Source organism: Aestuariicoccus sp. MJ-SS9 (genome assembly GCF_032586235.1).
Taxonomy (GTDB): Bacteria; Pseudomonadota; Alphaproteobacteria; order Rhodobacterales; family Rhodobacteraceae; genus Aestuariicoccus.
Genome location: NZ_JAWHTD010000058.1, coordinates 1 through 21,202, shown reverse-complemented (window position 1 = coordinate 21,202; position 21,202 = coordinate 1). Strand labels below are relative to the sequence as shown.

The following is a 21,202-nucleotide window of genomic DNA, read 5'->3' as shown; positions in this document are numbered from 1 at the left end:
CCCCCCCCCCCCCCCCCCCCCCCCCCCCCCCCCCCCCCCCCCCCCCCCCCCCCCCCCCCCCCCCCCCGGTCGGACCGGCAACGCCGGTCCGAAACAAAATCAGTCGAAGGTGCCCGCCACCCGCCCCAGCAGCATGAACGCGCGCGAGGTGCGGGTGTTGGCGAAGTCCGAGATCTCGGAATCGCTCGCGCCGCCTTCGAAGCGCGCAAAGCTCTTGTCGTAAAGCCGCAAAAAGTGATGCGCCGCGTCGCGGAAGATCGGGTCCTGCTTCATCCGCCCCAGCGTCAGCGCCAGAGACGACCGGTCGCGGATGCCCCCGAGGGCTGCCACCGCGCGGCCGCGCGCGCCGCCTGCAAAGGCGCGCCAGACCTCGGGGCGGGCCATGTCGGGGCGCAGGTCGTCCATATAGATGCCGTCCTGACTGAGCAGCGTCAGCACGTCCTGCGCGGCCTGCACCAGCTGGGCCGCCTGACGGTCCTTAAGCGCCCGGCGCAGCGCGGCAAAGCCGGCCTCGTCCTCGGCGGTTTCGGGGAAATTCAGCGCGCGGATGAAATCGGCGTTGGACAGCGGCGGGGCCAGCGCCTCGGCCGGGGTGCCCAGCGACAGGGCGGGCTGGTCGTCGCCGGGGACGGCGGCCGCCGGGGCGGGTACCACCGCCGTGGCCTGCGCCGCCCGGGTCGAGGTGAACATCGCCAGCGTCGTTTCGGTCTTTTTCTGCGCCGCCGCGATCTGGTCGAGCTTTTTTGAGATCGTGTTCGACCCGACCTCGTTGCGCCCGGCCTGCGCCTGCGCCACATAGGCGTTTCGGATGGCGTCGATGGCGGCTTGCAGCCGCGCGCTTTCCTCGCGCATCACGCGGCTGGCGCGGGCGGCCATGGCGGCCACCCAGATCAGCGCCACCGGCAGGAATACCACCATCAGGGTGAGCAGAAAGCGCACCCCGTCCATCCCTTCGCCCGCGCCCAGCAGAAAGAACGCGCCCGACAGGATCAGCCACAGGATGCTGAGCCCCGTCGCGACGATCTCGATCCCGGTCACGCCGCCGCTTTGGCGGCGGTCGTAGATGCCGAGAGGCGTGGGGCGGACGTCGTTGTTTTCGGCCATGGGCGCGGCGTTCCCTCAGACGTAGTCGATTTTCAGGATCTCATAGCTCTTTTCGCCGCCGGGGGTGCGCACCTCGACGCTGTCGCCCTCTTCCTTGCCGATCAGCGCGCGGGCGATGGGCGATTTGACGTTCAGCAGACCCTTTTCGATGCTGGCCTCGTATTCGCCGACGATCTGCCAGGTCTTTTCCTCGTCGGTGTCCTCGTCCACCACGGTCACGGTGGCGCCGAACTTTACCGCGCCCGACAGCTTGGTCGGGTCGATCACGTCGGCCAGGCCGATCACGCCCTCAAGCTCCTTGATGCGCCCCTCGATGAACGACTGCTTCTCCTTGGCCGAATGATATTCGGCATTCTCGGACAGATCGCCATGCTCGCGCGCCTCTGCGATGGCGCGGATGATTGCGGGGCGCTCTTCGGATTTGAGCGTCTTCAATTCGCTTTCAAGCGCGGCATGGCCCGCGCGGGTCATCGGTATCTTGTCCATGGGTTCGCTTCCCGGTGTTGTTGGGCCGATTGCGCGGCCGCGCTGCCTATGTTCGCTCGGGTGTCCGTGCGCGATGTTGCCTTGTTTGGCAAGGGCTGTGCAAGCGGATTAGGCCGGTGTGCGCGCCAGATTGCCGTCTCCGGCCGTCAGCCGTTGCACGGGGGCCGCGTAATAACGCCCCGTCGCGATTGACCTATGCCGCAGTGCCGCGTTAACTCTCGCCCGGATGAAAACGACCCAGCCGAGACCTTGAAAGGGCCCGACATGAGCGACGTGCAGCGCGAAGCGATGGAATACGATGTGGTGATCGTGGGGGCTGGCCCGGCAGGCCTTTCCGCCGCGATCCGGCTCAAGCAACTGGACGCATCGCTCGATGTGGTCGTGCTGGAAAAGGGCTCCGAGGTTGGCGCGCATATCCTGTCGGGCGCGGTGCTGGACCCGTGCGGGCTCGATGCGCTGATCCCCGACTGGAAGGAAAAGGGCGCGCCGCTGAACGTTCCCGTGCGCGAGGACAATTTCTATATGCTGGGCGAGGCGGGCCATCTGCGTGTGCCCAACTGGCCGATGCCGCCGCTGATGAACAATCATGGCAATTACATTGTGTCGATGGGCAATGTCTGCCGCTGGATGGCCGAGCAGGCCGAGGCGCTTGGGGTCGAGATTTTCCCGGGCATGTCCTGCTCCGAACTGGTCTACGGCGACAATGGCGAGGTCAAGGGCGTGGTCGCGGGCGTCTTCGGGCTGGAGCCGGACGGCTCTATCGGCGAAAACACCGAGCCGGGGATGGAGCTGCACGGCAAATACGTCTTCCTTTCCGAAGGCGTGCGCGGCAGCCTGACCAAGGAGGTGATCGCGAAATACGATCTGTCCAAAGGCAAGGAGCCGCAGAAATTCGGCCTCGGCATGAAAGAGATCTGGGAGATCGACCCGGCCAAGCACCGCGAAGGCAGTGTGACCCACACGATGGGCTGGCCGCTGGGCAAGAACGCGGGCGGCGGGTCTTTCATCTATCACCTTGAGAACAATCAGGTTTACGTCGGCTTCGTGGTTCATCTGAACTACGAAAACCCGCATCTTTTCCCGTACATGGAATTCCAGCGCTTCAAGCATCACCCGATGGTGGCCGAGCTGCTGGAGGGGGGCAAACGCGTGGCCTATGGCGCGCGCGCCATTTCCGAGGGCGGCTATCAGTCGATGCCCAAGATGGTCGCGCCGGGCGTGGCGATCCTGGGCTGCGGCGTGGGCATGGTCAACGTGCCGCGCATCAAGGGCAACCACAACGCCATGCTGTCGGGCAAGGCCGCGGCCAAGGCGGCCCATGCCGCCATCGCGGCGGGCCGCGCCAGCGACGAGCTGTCGGAATATGAAACCGAGGTGCGCGAAGGCGCGATCGGCAAGGACCTCTTCAAGGTGCGCAACGTCAAACCGCTCTGGTCGAAATACGGGCTGACCGCCAGCCTGGCGCTGGGCGGGTTCGACATGTGGACCAACACGCTCGGCTTTTCGCTGCTGGGTACGATCGGCCACGGCAAGACCGACGCCGCCGCCACCGGCGAGGCCAAGGACCACAAGCCCATCGACTATCCCAAGCCTGACGGCAAGCTGAGCTTCGACCGGCTGACCAATGTCAGCTATTCCTTCACCAATCACGAGGAAAGCCAGCCCGCGCATCTGAAACTGCACGACGACAGCATTCCGGTGTCGGTGAACCTGCCGAAATACGCCGGCCCCTCGGCGCGTTACTGCCCGGCGGGGGTCTATGAATTCGTGACCGAAGAGGGCAAGGACCCGCGCTTTGTGATCAATTTCCAGAACTGCGTCCACTGCAAGACCTGCGACATCAAGGACCCCAGCCAGAACATCAACTGGACGGTGCCGCAGGGCGGCGACGGGCCGAACTATCCCAACATGTGAACCGCCGCGCGGGCCCTTTGGTCCGCGCGGCCCGTGGTCACGAAAACGTTGGTTTGCTGCCCGGCAGGGCGCCCGGTCGATACGTTGCATGCCAGTGCCGCAACGGCTACGCTTTGCCTGTACAAATGAGGCGAGGTTTGGCGACGTGACCGATTGGGCGAAGAAAATGCTGCGCGGGGCTGTTCTGGGGCTGGCCCTGGGTCTGCCCGCCGGGGCCGGGGCGAACGGGCTTGCGGGCGATTATCTGGCCGCGCGGCATGCCAGCATGATGGGCGATTTCAAGGCCGCCGCCGATTACTACGGCCGCGCGATCCTCTTCGATCCAAGCAACCCTCAGCTGCTGGAACGCGCGGTGCTGGCCAGCATGTCGCTGGGCGACATGCCCCGCGCCATCGCCTTGTCGGACAAGCTGCTGTCCGAAGGCCACGCCAGCCAGATCGCGCAGATGGCGCAGCTGGCCGGCGCCGTGGCCGAGGACAGATTTGCCGAAGTGCAGGGCCTGATCGCCGAAAACCGCGGTGCCGGACCGCTGGTCGACGGGCTGGTGTCGGCCTGGGCGCATCTGGGCGAGGGCGACATGAGCGCGGCGCTGGTCGGCTTTGACGAGGTCGCGGCCGAGCCCGGCCTGGCCGCCTTTGCGTCTTATCACAAGGCGCTGGCGCTGGCCTCGGTCGGCGATTTCGAAAGCGCCGAGGCGATCTTTGCCGCCGATGGGGCGGGCGGTATGCAGATGACCCGCCGCGCGGTGATGGCCCGTGCCGAGATCCTCAGCCAGCTCGAACGCTTCGAGGACGCGGTCGCGCTGATCGACACCTCGTTCGGCGCCACGCTCGACCCCGGCCTGTCGGAAATGCGCGACGGGCTCGCAGCGGGCCAGCCGATTCCGTTCCGCCATGTGCGCAGTGCCCGCGACGGTGTGGCCGAGGTGTTCTATACCCTCGCCGGCGCGCTCTCGAACGAGGCGAACGACGAATTCACTCTGCTCTACACGCGGCTGGCGGAATACCTGCGGCCCGGCCATGTCGACGCGATCCTGCTGTCGGCGGAAATTCTCGAAAACCTCGGGCAATACGAGCTCGCGGTGGAGACCTACAAGCGCGTGCCGCGCGACGACCCGTCCTACCATGCCGCCGAACTGGGCCGCGCCGGGGCGCTGCGCCGCGACGACCGGATCGATGCTGCGGTCGAGGTGCTGGAACAACTGGCCGAAACCCACGGCGATCTGCCGGTGGTCCAGTCGACCCTGGGCGACCTGATGCGGCAGCTGGAAAATTTCGAGGCGGCGATCGAGGCCTATACCAAGGCGCTCGACACCTATGCGGAAGCCGACCGCTCGCAATGGTTTCTGCATTACGCGCGCGGCATCTCGCACGAGCGGCTGGGCCAGTGGGACGCCGCCGAGGCCGATTTCCGCGCCGCTCTCGAACTGAACCCGGATCAACCGCAGGTTCTGAACTACCTCGGCTATTCGCTGGTGGAAAAGCAGATCAAGCTGGACGAGGCGCTCGACATGATCGAACGCGCCGTCTTGGCCCGGCCCGACAGCGGCTATATCGTCGATTCGCTGGGCTGGGTGCTCTACCGGCTGGGCCGCTATGACGAGGCCGTGGGCCACATGGAGCGCGCCGCCGAGCTGATGCCCATCGACCCGGTGGTCAACGACCATTTGGGCGATGTCTATTGGGCCGTGGGCCGCATGCGCGAGGCGGAATTCATGTGGAAACGCGCGCTGTCTTTCGTAGATTGGGAGGACGCCAGCGAAGAGGCCGACCCCGAGCGCATCCGCCGCAAGCTCGAGATCGGGCTGGACAGGGTGCTGGAGGAAGAGGGCGCGCCGCCGCTGCAAGTGGCCAATGGCGACGAATGAGGCCACGGCCCCGGCCAAGATCAACCTCTGCCTTTATCTGACCGGCCTGCGGGAGGACGGCTATCACCTGCTGGAATCGCTGGTGGTGTTCGCCGACCTGGGCGATCGGCTGCGCGTCGCGCCTGCGGATGAGCTGACGCTGACGGTGGACGGCCCCTTTGCGGAGGGCGTGCCGACCGATGGCGGGAACCTTGTCCTGAAGACCGCCGAACGGCTGCGCACGCTGCGCGGCGTGACGGCGGGCGCTTCGATCCAGCTGACCAAGCATCTGCCCCACGGCGGCGGCATCGGCGGCGGCTCGTCCGACGCCGCCTGCGCCCTAAGCCTGCTGGCCGATCTGTGGCAGGTCGCCCCGCTGACGACCGTCGAGGCGCTGCCGCTGGGCGCCGATGTGCCGGTTTGCCTTTGCGCCCCGCAGGCCATGGAAATGCGCGGCATCGGCGAGGATTTGACCCCCGCGCCCTATCAGCCCGAGGGCTGGCTGGTGCTGGCCAATCCCCGCGTGGCGGTGCCGACGGGGGCGGTCTTTGCGCTGCATGACCGGATTTCCGATTTCAGCCCGCAGGGGATGGAGCCGCTGGACGGTATCGGCAAACCGGATGACTTCGTGGCCTGGCTTCGTCGCCAGCGCAACGACCTGACCAGGGTCGCATGCGAAGATGGGATCGCGCCGGTGATCGGCGACGTTCTGGCAGCCTTGCGGGTCTTTGCGGAGGTTGCCGAGATGTCGGGTTCCGGCAGCACCTGCTGGGCGCTTTTCCGCGATGAGGCCACGGCGCAAACCTGCGCTGATGCAATTGCCGCAGATCACCCCGGCTGGTGGGTGCGCGCGGCGCGCTTGCTGCTCCGAGGAAAGCCCGCAAGGGCTTGAGGAGGGGCCGCTCCTCCGCCCTCGCGGGCGTCCTCGCTCAATTCACCCGCGCGACCACGTAATCGGCCAGATCGATCAGCATGTCGCGCAGCGGGCTTTCGGGCAGCGTGCCCATCGCCGCCTTGGCCTTGCCGACCCAGTCCAGCGCCTCCTGCCGCGTCGCCTCGAGCGTGCCGTGCTTGTTCAACAGAGCAATCGCGTGCTCCAGATCGCCGTCGCCTTGCTTGCCCTTCTCGATCGTCCGCTGCCAGAACGCGCGTTCCTCGGCATCAGCCAGCGCCACCGCCTTGATCACCGGCAGCGTCAGCTTGCGCTCGCGGAAATCGTCGCCCACATTCTTGCCCGTGGCCTCCGACCCCCAGTAATCCAGCAGATCGTCCACGATCTGGAAGGCGATCCCCAGGGCGTCGCCGTAATCGTAGAGCGCCTGCACCTCGGCGTCGCTGCGCCCGGCGATCACCCCGCCGACCTCGGTCGCCGCCGAAAAGAGCGCCGCCGTCTTGCCGCGCACCACCTGCAGATAGACCGCCTCGGTCGTCGCCAGATCTTGCGCCGCGGTCAGTTGCAGCACCTCGCCCTCGGCGATGGTCGCCGCCGCGTCGCTGAGGATGTTCAGTACCCGAAGGCTGCCCGTTTCGGTCATTAGCTGGAACGACCGCGCAAAGAGGTAATCCCCGACCAGCACGCTGGATTTGTTGTCCCAAAGCAGGTTCGCCGTGGGCCGCCCGCGCCGCTTGGCGCTTTCGTCCACCACGTCGTCATGCAAGAGCGTCGCGGTGTGGATGAATTCCACCGTCGCGGCCAGATGCACATGGTAGGGTCCGTCGTACCCGCAGAGCCGCGCGCTCGCCAGGGTCAGCAGGGGCCGCAGGCGCTTGCCGCCCGCATCGACAAGATGCGCGGTCACCTCGGGAATGCGCGGAGCGTGTTCGCTGGCCATGCGCGCGCGGATCAGGGCGTTGACGGCCGTCATGTCGTCGGCCAGCGCCGCGGACAGCCGCTCGTGCGGCTTTGCCGAAGGATTGTCCAAGCTCATCACACTCCCGTCACAAGGCTCGACATTCCGCCTGCCTTGTCCTTACATCCCCGTCATGGAAGAACTTTTGCGCACCAACGACATCACCTTGATCCCGCTGGTTCGGGCCGTCCTCGAGGACGAGGGTATAGAATGCTTTGAGTTGGACGTAAACATGAGCGTCCTCGAAGGCTCGATCGGGATCCTGCCCCGCCGCCTGATGGTTCGCCGGGATGAGATCGACGAGGCCCGGACGGCGCTGCGTCTGAACGGTGTGAAGTTTGAGGGCTGAGCCCTTTTCCGACGATGACCTGACCCGCAACGCCTTTCTGGGCGGACGGGTTCGGCTCTGGCAGCCTCGCGGCGGCTACCGCGCGGGGATCGACCCGGTGCTGCTGGCCGCCAGTGTGCCGGCGGACCCGGGGCAAAGCGTGCTCGAGCTCGGCTGCGGCGCGGGCGCGGCGCTGGCCTGTCTCGGCGCGCGGGTGCCGGGCCTGGCGCTGACCGGGGTCGAGCTGCAACCGGCCTATGCGGCGCTGGCGCGGCGAAACCTTGCCGAGAATGGCCTGGACGGACGCATCGTCGAGGCCGATCTGACCGCATTGCCGCGCGATATGCGCGCGCAGAGCTTCGCCCATGTCTTGGCCAACCCGCCCTATTTCGATGCGTCCCGCCGTTCGGCCGCCTCTGATGCGGGCCGCGATATGGCGCAGGCTGGCGGCACGCCGCTGGCGGACTGGGTCGATTGCGCCGCGCGACGCCTGGCGCCCGGCGGCACCGCGACCTTCATCCAGCGCATGGACCGCTTGCCCGAACTGCTGGCCGCGATGCAGGCGCGACTTGGGTCGCTTGCGCTTTGGCCCATCGCGGCGCGCGCGGGGCGCGATGCGGGGCTGATGCTGCTGCGCGGGCGCAAGGGCGGGCGCGCCGCTTTTGTCTGTCACGCGCCGCTGATCCTGCATTCCGGTGCGCGCCACGAACGCGACGGTGACGATTACACCCCGCAGATCAGTGACGTTCTGCGCCTTGGGCAGGCGCTGCTTTTTCCAACACAAAGCCGTTAACAACGCCCTAACTGTAACCATTCGTTATCGGCCTTCGCGCCTGCAGCGTGACAGAACCGCTCCGATGTGCTGCACTCTAGATCCACGACATCTACAGGAGGTCCACATGAGCTTGAGTTCGCACTTGCAGGAACTGAAGAAAAAGCACCAATCCCTGGAAACCGCCGTCGAAGAGGCGCAGCGCAGTCCGGGAACGGACCACTTGCACGTCGCAGAACTGAAAAAACAGAAGCTTAGGATCAAGGAAGAGATCACCCGGCTTTCCGCACAGTCGGTACACTGACCGGTCGACCCTGCGGCGCGGCCTGTGACTGGCCGTTGCCGACAGGGTCAGCCGGCCTGTCCGTTCGGAGACAAGTCATTGACAGGCAAGATTTTCTTGCCGTCCAGATTGACTGGATACTTCGCGATTTCGGTGGCCAGCCAGGCGTGGAACGCTTGGATGTGCGGCCGGGTTTCGGTGCCGCTCGGGCAAAGGAACCGGAAATGCGCATCGCTGGACAGGCCCACGTCGAACGGCGCCACCAGTTGGCCTTTTGCCAGATATTGCGCCGCCAGCGACGTGCGGGTCAGCACCACGCCGCCCCCCGCGAGCGTGGCATCGAGCGCGTGATCGGCCTGTGAAAACCGTGCCGCGGCCTCGGGCCGGTGGGTGAGTCCGCAGGCCCGAAACCACGTTTGCCAATCCGCCGGGGGCTTCAGAAAGGTCAGCGAATCGTCGAAGAGCAGCGGCGCATCCGTCAGGCTTTCGGGCGTCGGATAGCGGTTTGCCAGCGCCGGCGTCATCAACGGCATCATGGCCTCTTCCATCAGAGGCAGCGAAAAGAGCCCCGGGTCGGGGCCATAGCCATACCGAATCGCCACGTCGACTTCGTCGCGGTCGAAATCCATCTGCCGCAGGCTGGCGGCAAAGCGCAATTCGATCTCGGGATGGGCCTGGGCAAACTCGTAAAGCCGCGGGGCCAGCCATTTCGCGGTGAACGCCGGGCCGGCGGTCACGCTCAGCACCCGGCTTTGTCCCAACCGCCGCGCGGCGCGCCAGGCCAGGGTCAAACGCTCGAACCCGTCGGTGGCGCCGGGAGCAAGAGTGCGCCCCGCCTCGGTCAGTTCGACCGCGCGGTTCAGCCGGCGAAAGAGCGGCTGGCCCAGATGTTCCTCGAGGTTCTTGATCTGGAAAGACAAAGCGGCCGGGGTGACGTTCAGTTCCTCTGCCGCCTTGGCAAAGGACATGTGCCGCGCCGCGGCCTCAAAGGCGCGCAGGGCGGTCAACGGGGGCAGGCGATCGGACATGTCAGTTAAGTACAACTTATCTGAGGGGCTGAAAAGTCTCGTTTGTGAAAACGCGGCAGGGGGCGCATATCAGTAACAGTTCAAATCCGCTGACCCCAAGGAGCCCGCCATGTTCGAAACCAATCCCGACACCCGCACCCGTGATGCCTTTCGCGCCGCGCATAAGGCCCGCGGCCAAGCCGCCGCCGCGCTGTGGAGCATGCTCTTGAGGCGGAGGTCCTGACCGCAGGCCCTTGGCCCGATGGTCTGATCCGCCTTGTGAAACGCCCCCGAACCGAATGGCTGCGGGGGTGTTTCCTTTTGTATTTCAATGATCTGGCGCTGCCGTCAGCTGGCAAGGAACCGCGCCAGCGCGTCGACCTCGGTCTGGGCGATTTCGTGCCCGCCGTGGTGCCAGGTCTGCGTCAGCTCGGCCCCCTGCGCTTCGAAATACCCGGCCAGCTGGCGGCTGAGCGGGGCGGGGCAGATCGGATCGCGCTCGCCCGCCGTCATCAGGATGCGCGTGCCCGCCAGCCCCGGCTGCGGCCCGGGCGTCCATGGGATCAGCGGATGCATCAGCGCCATGTCGGTAAAGATTTCCGGATGCTCGAAGGCGACAGCGGCCATGATGTTGGCCCCGTTGGAATAGCCCAGCCCGATCACCCGGCTGGCCCCGACACGCGCCTTGGCGTCGCGCAGAAAACCGGCCATCGCCGCGCTGCGCCGCGCCTGATCCTCCATGTCATAGACGCCCTCGGCGGCGCGGCGGAAATAGCGCAGCGCCCCGTGTTCCGACACGTCGCCGCGCGGCGAGATCACATGCGCGCCCGGGATAATCTGCCCGGGAAAGTCGTGAAACTGCCGCTCCGACCCTCCGGTGCCGTGGAAGGTGAAGACCAGCGGCGCGCCCTCCGCACCCTTGGTTTCGGCGAACACATAGTCAGTCATGGATCGGCTCCAGCAGTTGTTCCAGTCTCGCGCGCAGGTGTTCGTGCTGTGTCGGCAGCTTGAGCGCCTCGCCCAGATGCGCGGTGTCTTCGTCGCGGTCGAACCCGGGCTCGTTGGTGGCCACCTCGAACAGAATGCCGCCGGGGGTGCGGAAATAGATCGCCCAGAAATAATCCCGGTCGATCACCGGCGTCACCTGATAGCCGGTGTCCATCAACTGCTTGCGCACCTCGAGCTGCGCTGCCCGGTCATCGACCGAAAAGGCGATGTGATGCACGCTGCCTGCGCCCTGATCGGCGAAGGGCGCGTCGACATGGCTGATGTCGATCACCTGCGCCTCGTTGCCGCCGGGCTTGCGAAAGCGGGTCACGTTGCCCTGTTGGCCCTCGGCCTCATACCCCATGAAGCGCAGCAGTTCGGCGTTGGCGCCGTTCTCGCGCAGCCGCATGTCGGCGCTGTGAAACCCGCGAATGGCCACGTCGGCCGGAACATCGTCGCTCACCCACGGGGCGCGACCATCCTCGGCCTCGACCAGGGCAAAGCCGTCGCCATCGGGGCCGCGGAACATCAGGCGGGCCTCGCCGAATCGCTCCTGACGTTCCAGCCCCGGCACGCCCAGCCCCGACAGGCGCTTCTCCCAGAAGGGCAGGGCGCCCTCGGGCACGGCAAAGGCGGTCGTCGCCACCTCGCCCGCGCCCGCCCTACCGCGCCGCGCGCCGGGAAAGGGGAAATAGGTCATCACCGTGCCCGGTGTGCCCGCCTCGTCGCCGTAATACAGATGATAGACATCGGGCGCGTCGAAATTGACGGTCTTCTTGACCCGGCGCAGCCCTAGTGTCTTTGTGAAGAAATCGTTGTTGCTCTGCGCCCCGCTGGCCAGTGAGGTGACGTGATGCAAGCCGTTGATCTGGGTGATCATGATGTCGCTCCTTGATATGTTGACGCAGATATAGCCTTTGCGTCTGTGCAGGAAACCACCCAAGGCCGCGCGACATCGGTGCGTATACGCACAAAAAAGCGCCCCGGCGGTCCACCGGGGCGCATAATTGCGCAAAGCCTGCGAGGGTGCGCTTACACGAAGAACTGCGCGCCGTTGGCCGAGATCGTCGAGCCGTTGATAAAGCCCGCGTCGTCCGAGGCCAGGAAAGTCACGCAGCGCGCGATTTCCTCGGGCTCGCCCAGACGTCCCGCGGGGATCTGGCCGATGATCGATTCGCGCACCTTCTCCGGCACGGCCATGACCATCTCGGTCGCGATATAGCCGGGGCAGATCGCATTCGCGGTGATGCCCGCGCGCGCGCCTTCCTGCGCCAGGCTCTTGACGATGCCCAGATCGCCCGCCTTGGTCGCGGCATAGTTGACCTGCGCGAACTGGCCCTTCTGCCCGTTGATCGAGCTGATCACGATGATGCGGCCGAACTTGCGCTCGCGCATGCCGGGCCAGACCGGATGGATAGTGTTGAAGACGCCGGTCAGGTTGGTGTCGATCACCTCTTTCCACTGCTCCGGCGTCATCTTGTGGAAGGGCGCGTCGCGGGTGATACCCGCGTTGGCCACCACGACGTCGATCGGGCCCAAGTCGGCCTCGACCTGCGCGATGCCCGCCTTGCTGGCCTCGTAATCGGCCACGTTCCACTTGTAGGTCTTGATGCCCGTGGCTTCGGTAAAGGCCGCGGCCTTCTCGTCGTTGCCGGCATAGGTGGCGGCGACCTCATAGCCCTCCGCCTTCAGCGCTTTCGAAATCGCTTCACCGATGCCGCGCGACCCTCCGGTCACAAGTGCAACACGTCCCATATTTCGTTCCTCCATATAAATTCGTCTCTTCGACCCTTCTTCTTGGCCGAAATACTCCGGGGGTGCGGGGGGCAGCGCCCCGCCCGTGGCGACGCCGTCAGGCGGCGCAATGCCGTATCAGCGCTCGACGCAGAGCGCGACACCCATGCCGCCACCGATGCAGAGCGTCGCCAGACCCTTCTTGGCGCCGCGGCGCTTCATCTCGAAGAGCAGCGTGTTGAGAACCCGCGCGCCCGAGGCGCCGATCGGGTGGCCGATGGCGATGGCGCCGCCGTTCACGTTCACGATGGCCGGGTCCCAGCCCATGTCCTTGTTCACCGCGCAGGCCTGCGCGGCGAAGGCTTCGTTCGCCTCCACGAGGTCCAGGTCCTCGACCTTCCAGCCGGCCTTGGCCAGCGCCTTGCGCGAGGCGTGGATCGGGCCGACGCCCATGATCGACGGGTCGAGCCCGGCGGTGGCATAGCTGGCGATCCGCGCCAGCGGTTCGATCCCGCGCTTCTCGGCGTTTTCGGCCGACATCAGCAGCACGCCCGCCGCGCCGTCGTTCAGGCCCGAGGCGTTGGCCGCGGTCACGGACCCGTCCTTGGTGAAGGCCGGACGCAGCTTCTGCATCGCCTCCATCGTCGCGCCGTGGCGGATGTATTCGTCCTTGTCGACCACGATGTCGCCCTTGCGGGTCTTGACGATGAAGGGGATCACCTCGTCGTCGAACTTGCCAGCCTTCTGCGCGGCCTCGGCCTTGTTCTGGCTGGCCACAGCGAATTCATCCTGCATCTCGCGGCTGATCTGCCACTTTTCGGCAACGTTCTCGGCGGTCTGGCCCATGTGGTAGCCGTTGAAGGCATCCCAGAGACCGTCGCGGATCATCGTGTCGATGTATTTCATGTCGCCCATTTTGTGCCCGGCGCGCAGGTTTGCGGCGTGGGGGCTGAGGGTCATGTTCTCCTGGCCGCCGGCGGCGACGATATCGGCATCGCCCAGCTGGATGTGCTGCGCGCCAAGCGCCACGGCCCGCAGACCCGAGCCGCAGACCTGGTTGATGCCCCAGGCCGCCGATTCGATCGGCAGGCCAGCGTTCACATGCGCCTGGCGGGCCGGGTTCTGGCCCTGCGCGGCGGTCAGGACCTGGCCGAGGATCGTCTCACTGATCTCGCCCTTGTCCACTCCGGCGCGCGCCACCACGGCCTCCAGCACGGCAGCGCCGAGGTCATGCGCGGGGGTGTTGGCGAAAGAGCCGCCAAAGCTGCCCACGGCAGTGCGCGCGGCGCTTACGATTACGACATTGGTCATTCTGGTATCCTCCGATGATCCTGTCCGTTTCGTGCGAGCATACAGCGCGATCCGGGCCGCGCTCCACCCCACAATTGCGCGCGTGCTTAAAACAAATGCCGCAGGTGCAAAATCGGACAGGGTGTCTCAGGGCCGGAATCGGCGTGATTTCTCGGGGATGAGTGAATTTTGTGATCACAAATTCGGTCAGCGGGCGTCTTGACGCGCATTTGTGATCACAAATTGACCCCGCAAGCTGCACTCACGGCAATCGGCGGGCTTTGCGGCAGGGCGGGCGCCCGAATCGGGGTCTGTCGCGCCTGGATCAGGCGAACTGCTTTTCATCCTCTCCCGACCGCCAGTAGGGCTTGACCGTCGGCGCGCCGAAATAAAAGCCCTGCAGGCAATCCGCGCCAAGCTGCGCCAGGCATTCGGCGTCCTCGGCGCGTTCGACCCTTTCGGCGACGGTGAACATGTCGAATTGCTGCGCAATCGACACCATCGCGCGGACCATCACCTGATTGTCCGCGTCGCCGGCGATCCCCTCGATGAACTGACCATCGATCTTGAGCACGTCAAAGGTGAACTGCTTGAAATGGCGCAGCGCGGTATAGCCCGCGCCGAAATCGTCCAGCGCAAAGGAAATCCCCTTGCGCTGCAGCTCGGACATGAAAGTCGAGACCAGCTCGGGCACCAGCATGGCAGAGCTTTCCGTGATCTCGAGGATCAGCCGTTCGCCGATCGTCGGATCGCTGTCGAGCGCGCGGTGCAGGACGCGCGTCCATTTCTTGTACCCGATAGAGCGCGCCGACATGTTGATCGACAGGCGCAGCCCCGGCTGGCGGGCAAGCTCCGCCAGCCCCTTTTCCAGCGCGATGCAATCCAGGATCCGTCCGGTTTCGGTTTCTTCGATGGCGTCGATGAAATCCTTGGCCGGGATGATCCGCCCGGTTTCGTCCATGACGCGAATCAGCGCTTCGTGAAACGCGATATGGTCGGGGCGGCGCGTCTGCACGACCGGTTGAAAGGCCAGCAGGATCTGCCGGTGCTGAATGGCGGCGCGAACCATGTCCAGCGTGGCGCGATCCCGTTTGGCCAGGGCCAGGTCGAGGGCGTTGGACGCGGGCGTTCGAATTTTGCTGTGGGACGTCATGTGATGGCCAATCTCCGTCTCTCGGACTCAGTTGTGCCTGCGGAGCATTAAGCAAATCCTAACTCCGGCGGGAAAACCCGTCAGGTCCGGCGCTCTGGCGGTTGACTCTGGCCATGCCGCCCGTATAAGCGCGGCTTCATTGGTGTTGGCGGCCCCCGCAAGGGGATGCCTGTCGGGGCGCAAGCCCAGAGGACAACGCCCTTCACGGCCAAAGTGGCCATCCATAATGAAGGAGATCAGACGGTGACCAAACGCACCTCTGCCAAGTACAAGATCGACCGCCGCATGGGCGAAAACATCTGGGGCCGCCCCAAGTCGCCGGTGAACCGCCGCGAATACGGCCCGGGCCAGCACGGCCAGCGCCGCAAGGCCAAGATGTCGGACTTCGGCCTGCAGCTGCGCGCCAAGCAAAAGCTCAAGGGTTACTACGGCGACCTGACCGAAAAGCAGTTCCGCCGCATCTACCGCGATGCCGAGCGTCAGAAAGGCGACACCGGCGAGCTGCTGATCGGCCTGCTGGAACGTCGCCTTGACGCGGTGGTCTACCGCGCCAAGTTCGTGCCGACCGTCTTCGCCGCGCGCCAGTTCGTGAACCACGGCCACGTCATGGTGAACGGCCGCCGCGTCAACATCCCCTCCTACCGCGTGAAAGAGGGTGACGTGATCGAGGTCCGCGAAAAGTCCAAGCAGCTTGCCTCGGTGCTCGAAGCCGCCGGCCTGCCCGAGCGTGACGTGCCTGACTACCTCGAGGTCGACCACTCCAAGATGACCGCGACCTTCGTGCGCCAGCCCGGCCTGTCGGACGTGCCGTACCCGGTCATGATGGAACCGAACCTCGTCATCGAATTCTACGCGCAGAACTGATCCGGTTCCGCGCCTGACAAACGAAAAAGCCGCGTCTCGGACGCGGCTTTTTTGTTGCCGTCAGGTCAGATCGTAACAGTAGACGTTGTTCAGATAGGCCTGATCCCGCAGGCGGAAATGCGTGTGTCCGACCTGCCGGAACCCACGCGCCAGATAGAACCCGATGGCGGGGGTGTTTTCGGCATTCGTGGCCAGCCAGACCGATGGCGCGCCTCTTTCCCGGCACCGGGCAAGGGCGGCGTTCAGCAGCGCCTTGCCGATCCCCTTGCCGTGATGGCGGGGTTGAACGTAGAAGGTGCTGATCTCGGTCTCGGAACAGCCTGCGACGGGCGCCGCGCGCCCCGACGTGACGCGGATGACCCCGTCGATGCCCTCAACGTTCTGCGAGACGACGATCCATTCGTCCGGATCGCCGATCAGCGCGGCGATCCTGGCAGGAGTGAACTCGGACAATGCGTAATCGGCGAAAAAGCCGCTGACGCCCTGTTTCAGATAGGTGCCCAGCCACACCTCTATCGACAGTGCGGCGATGCTCGAGGCATCCGAGGGCAGGGCGCGGCGCAAGGTCATGCTGGCACCTTGCCGCAGGTCGCGTCGGGCCGAAAGCCCGAAACGCAAAAGGCCCGCTCGGATCGAGCGGGCCCCGCAGGCTCTAACGCGATGGAGACGCTCAGAGGTAGTACATGTCCGCGAAGACGTGGCGCGGAATGTCGTCGCGCTTGAGGCCGCGGGAGGCCAGCTGCGTGTCGGTCATGCGCTGCAGGCGCTCGGCCTCGCGGACGCGGTAGTTGCTTTCGGTGATCAGAACGAAAAAGCGGCCGATCGCGTCGATTGCATCGAGGATCAGGTTGCCGCGTGCGGGGGTGTGGGTGCTTACATGTGCCATTATCATCTCATCAGTATTCAGTGGTATTCCGTTTGAAGACTACCTATGCCGCGGCGCGGCAAAGCGGTAGGCCCAAGGTCGAATACCCGCCTTCACGCCATTGCATGGCTCGCCTGCGGCCCCCGGTTGCGAAAAGGGCTTGGCATAATCCCCGAAGGGGCCGCGCGGTGCCCATGGGGACGGGCTTTGCGCGGTGCGGTCACACTCACGCGGCGGACGCTAGCGGGGTGTTGTAACAGCCGTGCGACAGGTCTCACTCTGCGTCGCGCAGCCAGCCGTCCTGCCAGCGCACCTCGGACAGCCCGGCAAAGCGCGCCACGCGGTCCAGTTCCGCCTCCAGCCGCGCCTGCCGTCCACGGCCCCAGCGCAGCCCGCGCTCGGGCCAGAGCGCCGTCACCTTCAGCGCGTCCGCGCCGCGGTCGGTCTTCATGTCGATCCGGCCCACCAGCCGGTCGCCTTCGAGCAGCGGAAAGACATAGTAGCCGTACCGCCGCTTCGGCGCGGGCACGAAGATCTCGATCCGGTAGTGGAAGCCGAACAGCCGTTCGGCGCGCTTGCGGTCGCGCAGCGCCGGGTCGAAGGGGCTGAGCACCCGGATCCGGCCAGGCGCGTCGGGCAGGGCGTGGGCCTCGGCCAGGGTGCCGGACCTTGCAAGCGCCCGGCGCGGGCGGCCGTCGGCCCCGGCGATGTCGACCTCTTCGACCCGCCTCTCGGCCAGCGCCGCACGGGCCCAGCCCTTGGCCTCGTCCACCGTGACGATGTCCCAGAAGGCGGCGATCTCGCCCGGGGTGGCAAAGCCCAGCCGGTCCAGCGCCCCGGCGCAGAGCCAGTCGATGCAGTCAGGGGGATGCGGCACCGCGCTGCGCGGTCCCTCGGGGATGACCCTTTCGGTCAGGTCATAGACCTTGCGGAACGCCTCGCGCCGGGTGACGGACAGCTCTCCGCTGCGCCAGAGATATTCCAGCGCGGTCTTGGACGGATGCCAGTCCCACCATCCGCCTTTCGAGCGCGCCTCGTCCGCGCCCACATCGGCGGAACTGACCGGCCCGTGGTCGCGGATGCGCTGCAGGACCGTGTCGAACCGGCGCTCGAACCCCTCGCGCCGCGCGCTCTGCCATTGGCCGCGCAGCTTCTCGGCGTCGCGCGCGAAGCGCAGCCGCCAATGCGGGTAAAACTCCGTCGGGATCACCGCGGCGTCATGGGTCCAGTGCTCGAAGAGATGCCGGTCGCGTTCCAGCAGCGGCGCGAGGTGGCCGGGCCGAAAGGCCGGGCGCCGCGCGAAAAGGATCATGTGATGCGCGCGTTCCACCGTCGCGATGCTGTCGACCTGGACAAAGCCCAGCCGCCCGATCAGCGCCAGCAGATCCTCGCCCTTGGCCGGTCCGGCGGGCTGTTCCAGCAGGGCGTGGCGATCCAGAAAGAGCCGTCGCGCCGCGCCGTTGTCCAGACAGGCGACCACGGGATCAGCGCCGGCGCAGCGTGTCGCCGTAGGAAATGGTCGGGGTAAGCTCGACGATCTTTTCGACCTCGGCATCCGGGTTCTCGACCCGGGCGGCGATGATCTGCGCGGCCTTTGTTCCGATCTCGTCGCGGCAGGCGTCCATCGTCGCCAGTTGTCGCGGCAGACCGTCCAGCAGCTCGACCCCGTTGAACCCGGCAAGACCGATTTCACCGGGGATGTCGCGGCCCTCGTCCAGCAGGTAGAGCAAGCCGCCCGCGCCGATCATGTCGTTCGAATAATAGAGGAAATCCAGCTCGGGCGTCCGTTCCAGCATCGCCTTGGTCATCTCGCGGCCTTTGGCCAGCGCCGAGCCGCCGGAATAGAATTCCTGATCCATGACCTCGAGCCCGCCCTTGGCCAGCGCCTCGGTAAAGCCCTCGAACCGTTTGCGGGCGCGGTGGTCCAGCGGCATCTTGGTGCCCATGAAGCCGATGTTCTGATAGCCCGCCCGCAGGATCGCCCTGGCCATCTCGCGCCCCGCGCGGCGGTGCGAAATGCCCACCATCGCGTCGACCGGCGTGCCGTCCACATCCATGATCTCGACCACGGGAATGCCGCTCGCCGCCAGCATGGCGCGGCTGGCGTCGGTATGCTCCAGCCCGGCGATGATCACGCCCGAGGGCCGCCACGACAGCATCTCGTAGAGAACGCGCTCTTCCTTTTCGGGCAGGTAGTCGGTCACGCCCACGACCGGCTGCAGGTCGGTCTCTTCCAGCACGGCGCTGATGCCCGACATGACCTCGGGGAACACCATGTTGCGCAAGCTGGGGATGATCACCGCCACCAGGTTCACGCGCGAAGACGCCAGCGCCCCGGCGATCTTGTTGGGCACGTAGCCCAGAGCCTTGGCCGCCTCGAGCACCTTTTCACGGGTGGCCTGGCTGACATCGCCACGGTTGCGCAGCACGCGGCTGACAGTCATTTCCGAAACCCCCGACGCCTCGGAGACATCGCGCAGGGTCAAAGGTCGGGTATCGTCGTTCGGCAATGCTGAATTTCCTGAAGTTTCTTCAGGTGTACGACGCTTGCGGCATCGACGCAAGCGAGCCGATGCTTCGGCGCTCAGCCCTCCGCGGGCTTGCGGGCGCGTTTTCCTGAGGGCAGAGGGCCGGGCCGAAACCCGCGCTGTATCCGAGCGCAATCCATGTGGCGCGCAACTTTTGCAGGAAGTGGTGGCACAGCTGCCTGAAATGCGGAATAACGGCCGCAGCGGTCCCGTGGCTCAACTGGATAGAGCAGCCCCCTCCTAAGGGGCAGGTTGCAGGTTCGAATCCTGCCGGGATCGCCAGTTCTCAGTTTAAAGCATAATAAAAACAATGATATGCGTTGTTTTTTGTTTTGCATTCCCCCCTTTCTTCCCCATGCAGCACCTGTTCAAGCCTTAGAGTGGCGGTTGTCAGCCCTTCACGCGCGCGCGTCAAGTTGATCTCCGCACACCATCAGGATTGGTTGCACCATTGGTTCGAACCTATGAACTAGGGTGTTGTGACGTTCCCTTGCTTCTTGTGCATGGAGTTCCCCCGGTTTGATGGACACTTTTTCACTAATGAAGGAGAGTGTTTTTCATGCCGAGAACGAGGAACCCGTACCCGACGGAATTTCGGGAGTAGATGGTTGCGCTGGTGCGAACCGGGCGCAGTGTTGAAAGCTTGGCGCGGGAGTATGAGCCCTGCGCCGCCACGATCCACGAGTGGGTCAGACAGGCCGCCGCCGACGACGGCGACGATCTGGTCATCCTGAGAAGCGAGGATCGCGAGGAACTCCGGCGTCTTCGCCGCGAAGTGAAGCAGTTGCGACAAGAGCGGGACATCCTGTCAAAGGCCGCGGCCTGGTTTGCACAAAACGACGTGACATCGCGGAGGTCTTCAAATTCATGACCGCGAACCAGGCCGAGTATTCTGTCCAGATGATGTCGCGCACGCTGGGGGTGTCCCGCAGCGGGTTCTATGCATGTCACCGCCGTTCGCCGAGCGCCCGGCAGGTTGCAGACGCAGCGCTGAGCAAGCGGATCGCGGCGATCCATGAGGCATCGAAAGAGACCTACGGCGCGCCCCGCATTCATGCCGAGCTGGCGGATGAAGGGATCCTCGTCGGTCGCAAGCGTGTCGAGCGCCTGATGCCAGCCAAGGGCTTGAGGGGCGTCAGCCGCCGTAAGTTCGTCGTCACGACAGAACGTGACCCTCGTGTCCGGCCTGCCGCCGATCTGGTGGACCGGAACTTCTATGCCGATGCCCCGAACGTGTTGTGGGTGGCCGACATCACCTTCGTGCCCACCTGGACAGGCTTTCTCTATCTGGCGGTTGTGTTGGATGCCTTCAGCCGCCGTATCATCGGCTGGGCTATGGGCACCGGACAGAGAACGCAACTCGTTCTCGATGCGATGAACATGGCGGTCGCGCAGCGCAAACCGAACAACGTCATCCATCATAGCGACCAGGGATCGCAATACACGTCCGTGGCCTTCGGCCTGCGATGCAAGGAAATGGGTGTCAGGCCGTCGATGGGCTCGGTCGGCGATTGCTACGACAACGCCATGTGCGAGAGCTTCTTCGCCACGCTCGAATGCGAACTGATCGACCGCCGCAAGTTCAGGACGAAGGCTGAGGCCCGCGTCGCCTGCTTCGAGTTCATCGAAGGCTGGTACAACCCCTCTCGCCGCCATTCGGCTTTGGGCTATAAGTCACCGATCAACTACGAAAGGACCGCCGCTGAAGGGCTGGAATCCCCAAGCCCATAACCGTCCACGAAACCGGGGGAACTCCAGTCGGTCACCCAGACCTGATCTGACTCGGACGTCTCGAACCGCTGCTCCAGCCTGTTCTCGGCCACCACCGCAGGCTTGCCGCCATACCGGCCGGGCGGCGCTTGTAGCCCACCTGCGCGGCGATCCCGGCCAGCGACGCCAGCCGGGCAACCCGGTTCTCCGAGATGCGTTCGCCCTGGTCGCGCAGGTCGTCGGTCAGCTTGCGATATCCGCTCTCGGTCCAGGCCTGCCGGACCGGCTCGGTCTGACGGGCATCTTCCTGCGCACCGTGGCTTAACGGATCCTTAAGCCATGCATAGAACCCGCTGAAATGCACCTTCAGCACCCGGCACATAGCCCAGACACCGAACTCCGCCCGATGCGATGCGCCCGGATGAAGGCGTACTTCATTGGGACTCGCGCGCGAAGTACGCCGTTGCGTTCCGCCGGGAAA

21 protein-coding genes, 1 tRNA gene and 1 pseudogene are annotated in these 21,202 nt (G+C 65.5%); 9 read left to right on the top strand and 14 right to left on the bottom strand.

All coding sequences use genetic code 11. From position 1 onward, the window contains the following. Positions 1-99: 99 nt before the first annotated feature. Together RXV88_RS21360 and greA are read right to left on the bottom strand one after the other, a co-directional pair. A complete protein-coding gene (locus RXV88_RS21360; RefSeq protein ID WP_316295568.1) occupies positions 100-1,104 on the bottom strand; it encodes a hypothetical protein in 1,005 nt (334 codons plus the stop codon). Between the two features lie 15 nt (positions 1,105-1,119). Then, a complete protein-coding gene (greA, locus tag RXV88_RS21355; RefSeq protein ID WP_316295567.1) occupies positions 1,120-1,590 on the bottom strand; it encodes a transcription elongation factor GreA in 471 nt (156 codons plus the stop codon). 264 nt (positions 1,591-1,854) lie between these two features. Between greA and RXV88_RS21350 the strand changes: the two genes are divergently transcribed. From RXV88_RS21350 to RXV88_RS21340, 3 genes are all read left to right on the top strand, one after another. Next, positions 1,855-3,504 (top strand): electron transfer flavoprotein-ubiquinone oxidoreductase, encoded by a 1,650-nt coding sequence (locus RXV88_RS21350; RefSeq protein WP_316295565.1) that lies wholly within the window; start codon positions 1,855-1,857, stop codon positions 3,502-3,504. A 166-nt stretch (positions 3,505-3,670) separates the two neighbouring features. Further along, complete coding sequence (locus RXV88_RS21345; protein ID WP_316295569.1) at positions 3,671-5,371, top strand: tetratricopeptide repeat protein; 1,701 nt, start codon at positions 3,671-3,673, stop codon at positions 5,369-5,371. Continuing rightward, positions 5,358-6,242, top strand: a complete 885-nt coding sequence (locus RXV88_RS21340) for a 4-(cytidine 5'-diphospho)-2-C-methyl-D-erythritol kinase (RefSeq protein WP_316295563.1) — start codon at positions 5,358-5,360, stop codon at positions 6,240-6,242. The genes RXV88_RS21345 and RXV88_RS21340 overlap by 14 nt, the downstream gene beginning before the upstream one ends. A gap of 37 nt (positions 6,243-6,279) precedes the next feature. On the opposite strand, the gene RXV88_RS21335 is transcribed toward RXV88_RS21340, so the two are convergent. Then, positions 6,280-7,278, bottom strand: a complete 999-nt coding sequence (locus tag RXV88_RS21335; RefSeq protein ID WP_316295560.1) for a polyprenyl synthetase family protein — start codon at positions 7,276-7,278, stop codon at positions 6,280-6,282. A gap of 55 nt (positions 7,279-7,333) precedes the next feature. Between RXV88_RS21335 and RXV88_RS21330 the strand changes: the two genes are divergently transcribed. The 3 genes from RXV88_RS21330 (at position 7,334) to RXV88_RS21320 (ending at position 8,604) form a co-directional block, all read left to right on the top strand. Further along, positions 7,334-7,549, top strand: a complete 216-nt coding sequence (locus RXV88_RS21330; protein WP_316295557.1) for a DUF2007 domain-containing protein — start codon at positions 7,334-7,336, stop codon at positions 7,547-7,549. Continuing rightward, positions 7,539-8,321 carry a tRNA1(Val) (adenine(37)-N6)-methyltransferase gene (locus RXV88_RS21325; protein WP_316295554.1) on the top strand — a complete coding sequence of 261 codons (783 nt, stop codon included), beginning with the start codon at positions 7,539-7,541 and terminating at the stop codon, positions 8,319-8,321. Before RXV88_RS21330 ends, RXV88_RS21325 begins: the two co-directional genes overlap by 11 nt. A gap of 106 nt (positions 8,322-8,427) precedes the next feature. Then, a complete protein-coding gene (locus tag RXV88_RS21320; protein WP_316295552.1) occupies positions 8,428-8,604 on the top strand; it encodes a YdcH family protein in 177 nt (58 codons plus the stop codon). A gap of 47 nt (positions 8,605-8,651) precedes the next feature. On the opposite strand, the gene RXV88_RS21315 is transcribed toward RXV88_RS21320, so the two are convergent. From RXV88_RS21315 to RXV88_RS21290, 6 genes are all read right to left on the bottom strand, one after another. Next, positions 8,652-9,611, bottom strand: a complete 960-nt coding sequence (locus RXV88_RS21315) for a transcriptional regulator GcvA (protein ID WP_316295551.1) — start codon at positions 9,609-9,611, stop codon at positions 8,652-8,654. A 327-nt stretch (positions 9,612-9,938) separates the two neighbouring features. Then, complete coding sequence (locus RXV88_RS21310) at positions 9,939-10,538, bottom strand: alpha/beta hydrolase (protein WP_316295548.1); 600 nt, start codon at positions 10,536-10,538, stop codon at positions 9,939-9,941. Beyond that, complete coding sequence (locus tag RXV88_RS21305) at positions 10,531-11,457, bottom strand: VOC family protein (protein ID WP_316295547.1); 927 nt, start codon at positions 11,455-11,457, stop codon at positions 10,531-10,533. The genes RXV88_RS21310 and RXV88_RS21305 overlap by 8 nt, the downstream gene beginning before the upstream one ends. 152 nt (positions 11,458-11,609) lie before the next feature. Then, positions 11,610-12,332: an acetoacetyl-CoA reductase gene (gene phbB / locus RXV88_RS21300; RefSeq protein WP_316295546.1), complete on the bottom strand. Its 723-nt coding sequence runs from the start codon at positions 12,330-12,332 to the stop codon at positions 11,610-11,612. A gap of 117 nt (positions 12,333-12,449) precedes the next feature. Next, positions 12,450-13,622: an acetyl-CoA C-acetyltransferase gene (locus RXV88_RS21295; protein ID WP_316295544.1), complete on the bottom strand. Its 1,173-nt coding sequence runs from the start codon at positions 13,620-13,622 to the stop codon at positions 12,450-12,452. A gap of 304 nt (positions 13,623-13,926) precedes the next feature. Continuing rightward, positions 13,927-14,754 (bottom strand): EAL domain-containing protein, encoded by an 828-nt coding sequence (locus tag RXV88_RS21290; RefSeq protein ID WP_316295543.1) that lies wholly within the window; start codon positions 14,752-14,754, stop codon positions 13,927-13,929. A 243-nt stretch (positions 14,755-14,997) separates the two neighbouring features. Between RXV88_RS21290 and rpsD the strand changes: the two genes are divergently transcribed. After that, a complete protein-coding gene (gene rpsD, locus RXV88_RS21285) occupies positions 14,998-15,618 on the top strand; it encodes a 30S ribosomal protein S4 (protein ID WP_316295542.1) in 621 nt (206 codons plus the stop codon). Between the two features lie 60 nt (positions 15,619-15,678). Here rpsD and RXV88_RS21280 read toward each other — a convergent pair whose 3' ends face one another. From RXV88_RS21280 to RXV88_RS21265, 4 genes are all read right to left on the bottom strand, one after another. Then, on the bottom strand, positions 15,679-16,188 hold the full coding sequence (locus RXV88_RS21280) for a GNAT family N-acetyltransferase (protein ID WP_316295541.1): 510 nt from the start codon (positions 16,186-16,188) through the stop codon (positions 15,679-15,681). Positions 16,189-16,288: 100 nt separating this feature from the next. Continuing rightward, positions 16,289-16,504, bottom strand: a complete 216-nt coding sequence (locus tag RXV88_RS21275; RefSeq protein WP_316295540.1) for a DUF1127 domain-containing protein — start codon at positions 16,502-16,504, stop codon at positions 16,289-16,291. A 253-nt stretch (positions 16,505-16,757) separates the two neighbouring features. Then, a complete protein-coding gene (locus RXV88_RS21270) occupies positions 16,758-17,963 on the bottom strand; it encodes a winged helix-turn-helix domain-containing protein (protein ID WP_316295539.1) in 1,206 nt (401 codons plus the stop codon). 4 nt (positions 17,964-17,967) lie between these two features. Continuing rightward, positions 17,968-18,993, bottom strand: a complete 1,026-nt coding sequence (locus tag RXV88_RS21265; protein WP_316295537.1) for a LacI family DNA-binding transcriptional regulator — start codon at positions 18,991-18,993, stop codon at positions 17,968-17,970. A gap of 223 nt (positions 18,994-19,216) precedes the next feature. Here RXV88_RS21265 and RXV88_RS21260 point away from each other — a divergent pair. Together RXV88_RS21260 and RXV88_RS21255 are read left to right on the top strand one after the other, a co-directional pair. Next, positions 19,217-19,293: transfer RNA gene (locus tag RXV88_RS21260), tRNA-Arg, on the top strand. 322 nt (positions 19,294-19,615) lie between these two features. Beyond that, a protein-coding gene (locus tag RXV88_RS21255) for an IS3 family transposase (RefSeq protein ID WP_316295536.1) occupies positions 19,616-20,742 on the top strand; the annotation gives its coding sequence in 2 pieces (ribosomal slippage) (positions 19,616-19,820 and positions 19,820-20,742; 1,128 coding nt in all). Positions 20,743-20,768: 26 nt separating this feature from the next. Here the strand turns inward: RXV88_RS21255 and RXV88_RS21250 are convergent. After that, positions 20,769-21,136: pseudogene (locus tag RXV88_RS21250) on the bottom strand (IS3 family transposase); the annotation flags it as partial. Positions 21,137-21,202 lie beyond the last annotated feature (66 nt).

Bases quoted from the DNA above. Each gene is read 5' to 3' on its own strand.
- RXV88_RS21340 (WP_316295563.1), top strand. From the start codon at position 5,358: ATGGCGACGAATGAGGCCACGGCCCCGGCCAAGATCAACCTCTGCCTT.
- RXV88_RS21275 (WP_316295540.1), bottom strand. From the start codon at position 16,504: ATGGCACATGTAAGCACCCACACCCCCGCACGCGGCAACCTGATCCTC.
- RXV88_RS21295 (WP_316295544.1), bottom strand. From the start codon at position 13,622: ATGACCAATGTCGTAATCGTAAGCGCCGCGCGCACTGCCGTGGGCAGC.
- RXV88_RS21360 (WP_316295568.1), bottom strand. From the start codon at position 1,104: ATGGCCGAAAACAACGACGTCCGCCCCACGCCTCTCGGCATCTACGAC.
- RXV88_RS21290 (WP_316295543.1), bottom strand. From the start codon at position 14,754: ATGACGTCCCACAGCAAAATTCGAACGCCCGCGTCCAACGCCCTCGAC.
- RXV88_RS21280 (WP_316295541.1), bottom strand. From the start codon at position 16,188: ATGACCTTGCGCCGCGCCCTGCCCTCGGATGCCTCGAGCATCGCCGCA.
- RXV88_RS21320 (WP_316295552.1), top strand. From the start codon at position 8,428: ATGAGCTTGAGTTCGCACTTGCAGGAACTGAAGAAAAAGCACCAATCC.
- phbB (WP_316295546.1), bottom strand. From the start codon at position 12,332: ATGGGACGTGTTGCACTTGTGACCGGAGGGTCGCGCGGCATCGGTGAA.
- RXV88_RS21305 (WP_316295547.1), bottom strand. From the start codon at position 11,457: ATGATCACCCAGATCAACGGCTTGCATCACGTCACCTCACTGGCCAGC.
- greA (WP_316295567.1), bottom strand. From the start codon at position 1,590: ATGGACAAGATACCGATGACCCGCGCGGGCCATGCCGCGCTTGAAAGC.
- RXV88_RS21315 (WP_316295551.1), bottom strand. From the start codon at position 9,611: ATGTCCGATCGCCTGCCCCCGTTGACCGCCCTGCGCGCCTTTGAGGCC.
- RXV88_RS21330 (WP_316295557.1), top strand. From the start codon at position 7,334: ATGGAAGAACTTTTGCGCACCAACGACATCACCTTGATCCCGCTGGTT.
- RXV88_RS21350 (WP_316295565.1), top strand. From the start codon at position 1,855: ATGAGCGACGTGCAGCGCGAAGCGATGGAATACGATGTGGTGATCGTG.
- RXV88_RS21335 (WP_316295560.1), bottom strand. From the start codon at position 7,278: ATGAGCTTGGACAATCCTTCGGCAAAGCCGCACGAGCGGCTGTCCGCG.
- RXV88_RS21345 (WP_316295569.1), top strand. From the start codon at position 3,671: ATGCTGCGCGGGGCTGTTCTGGGGCTGGCCCTGGGTCTGCCCGCCGGG.
- RXV88_RS21310 (WP_316295548.1), bottom strand. From the start codon at position 10,538: ATGACTGACTATGTGTTCGCCGAAACCAAGGGTGCGGAGGGCGCGCCG.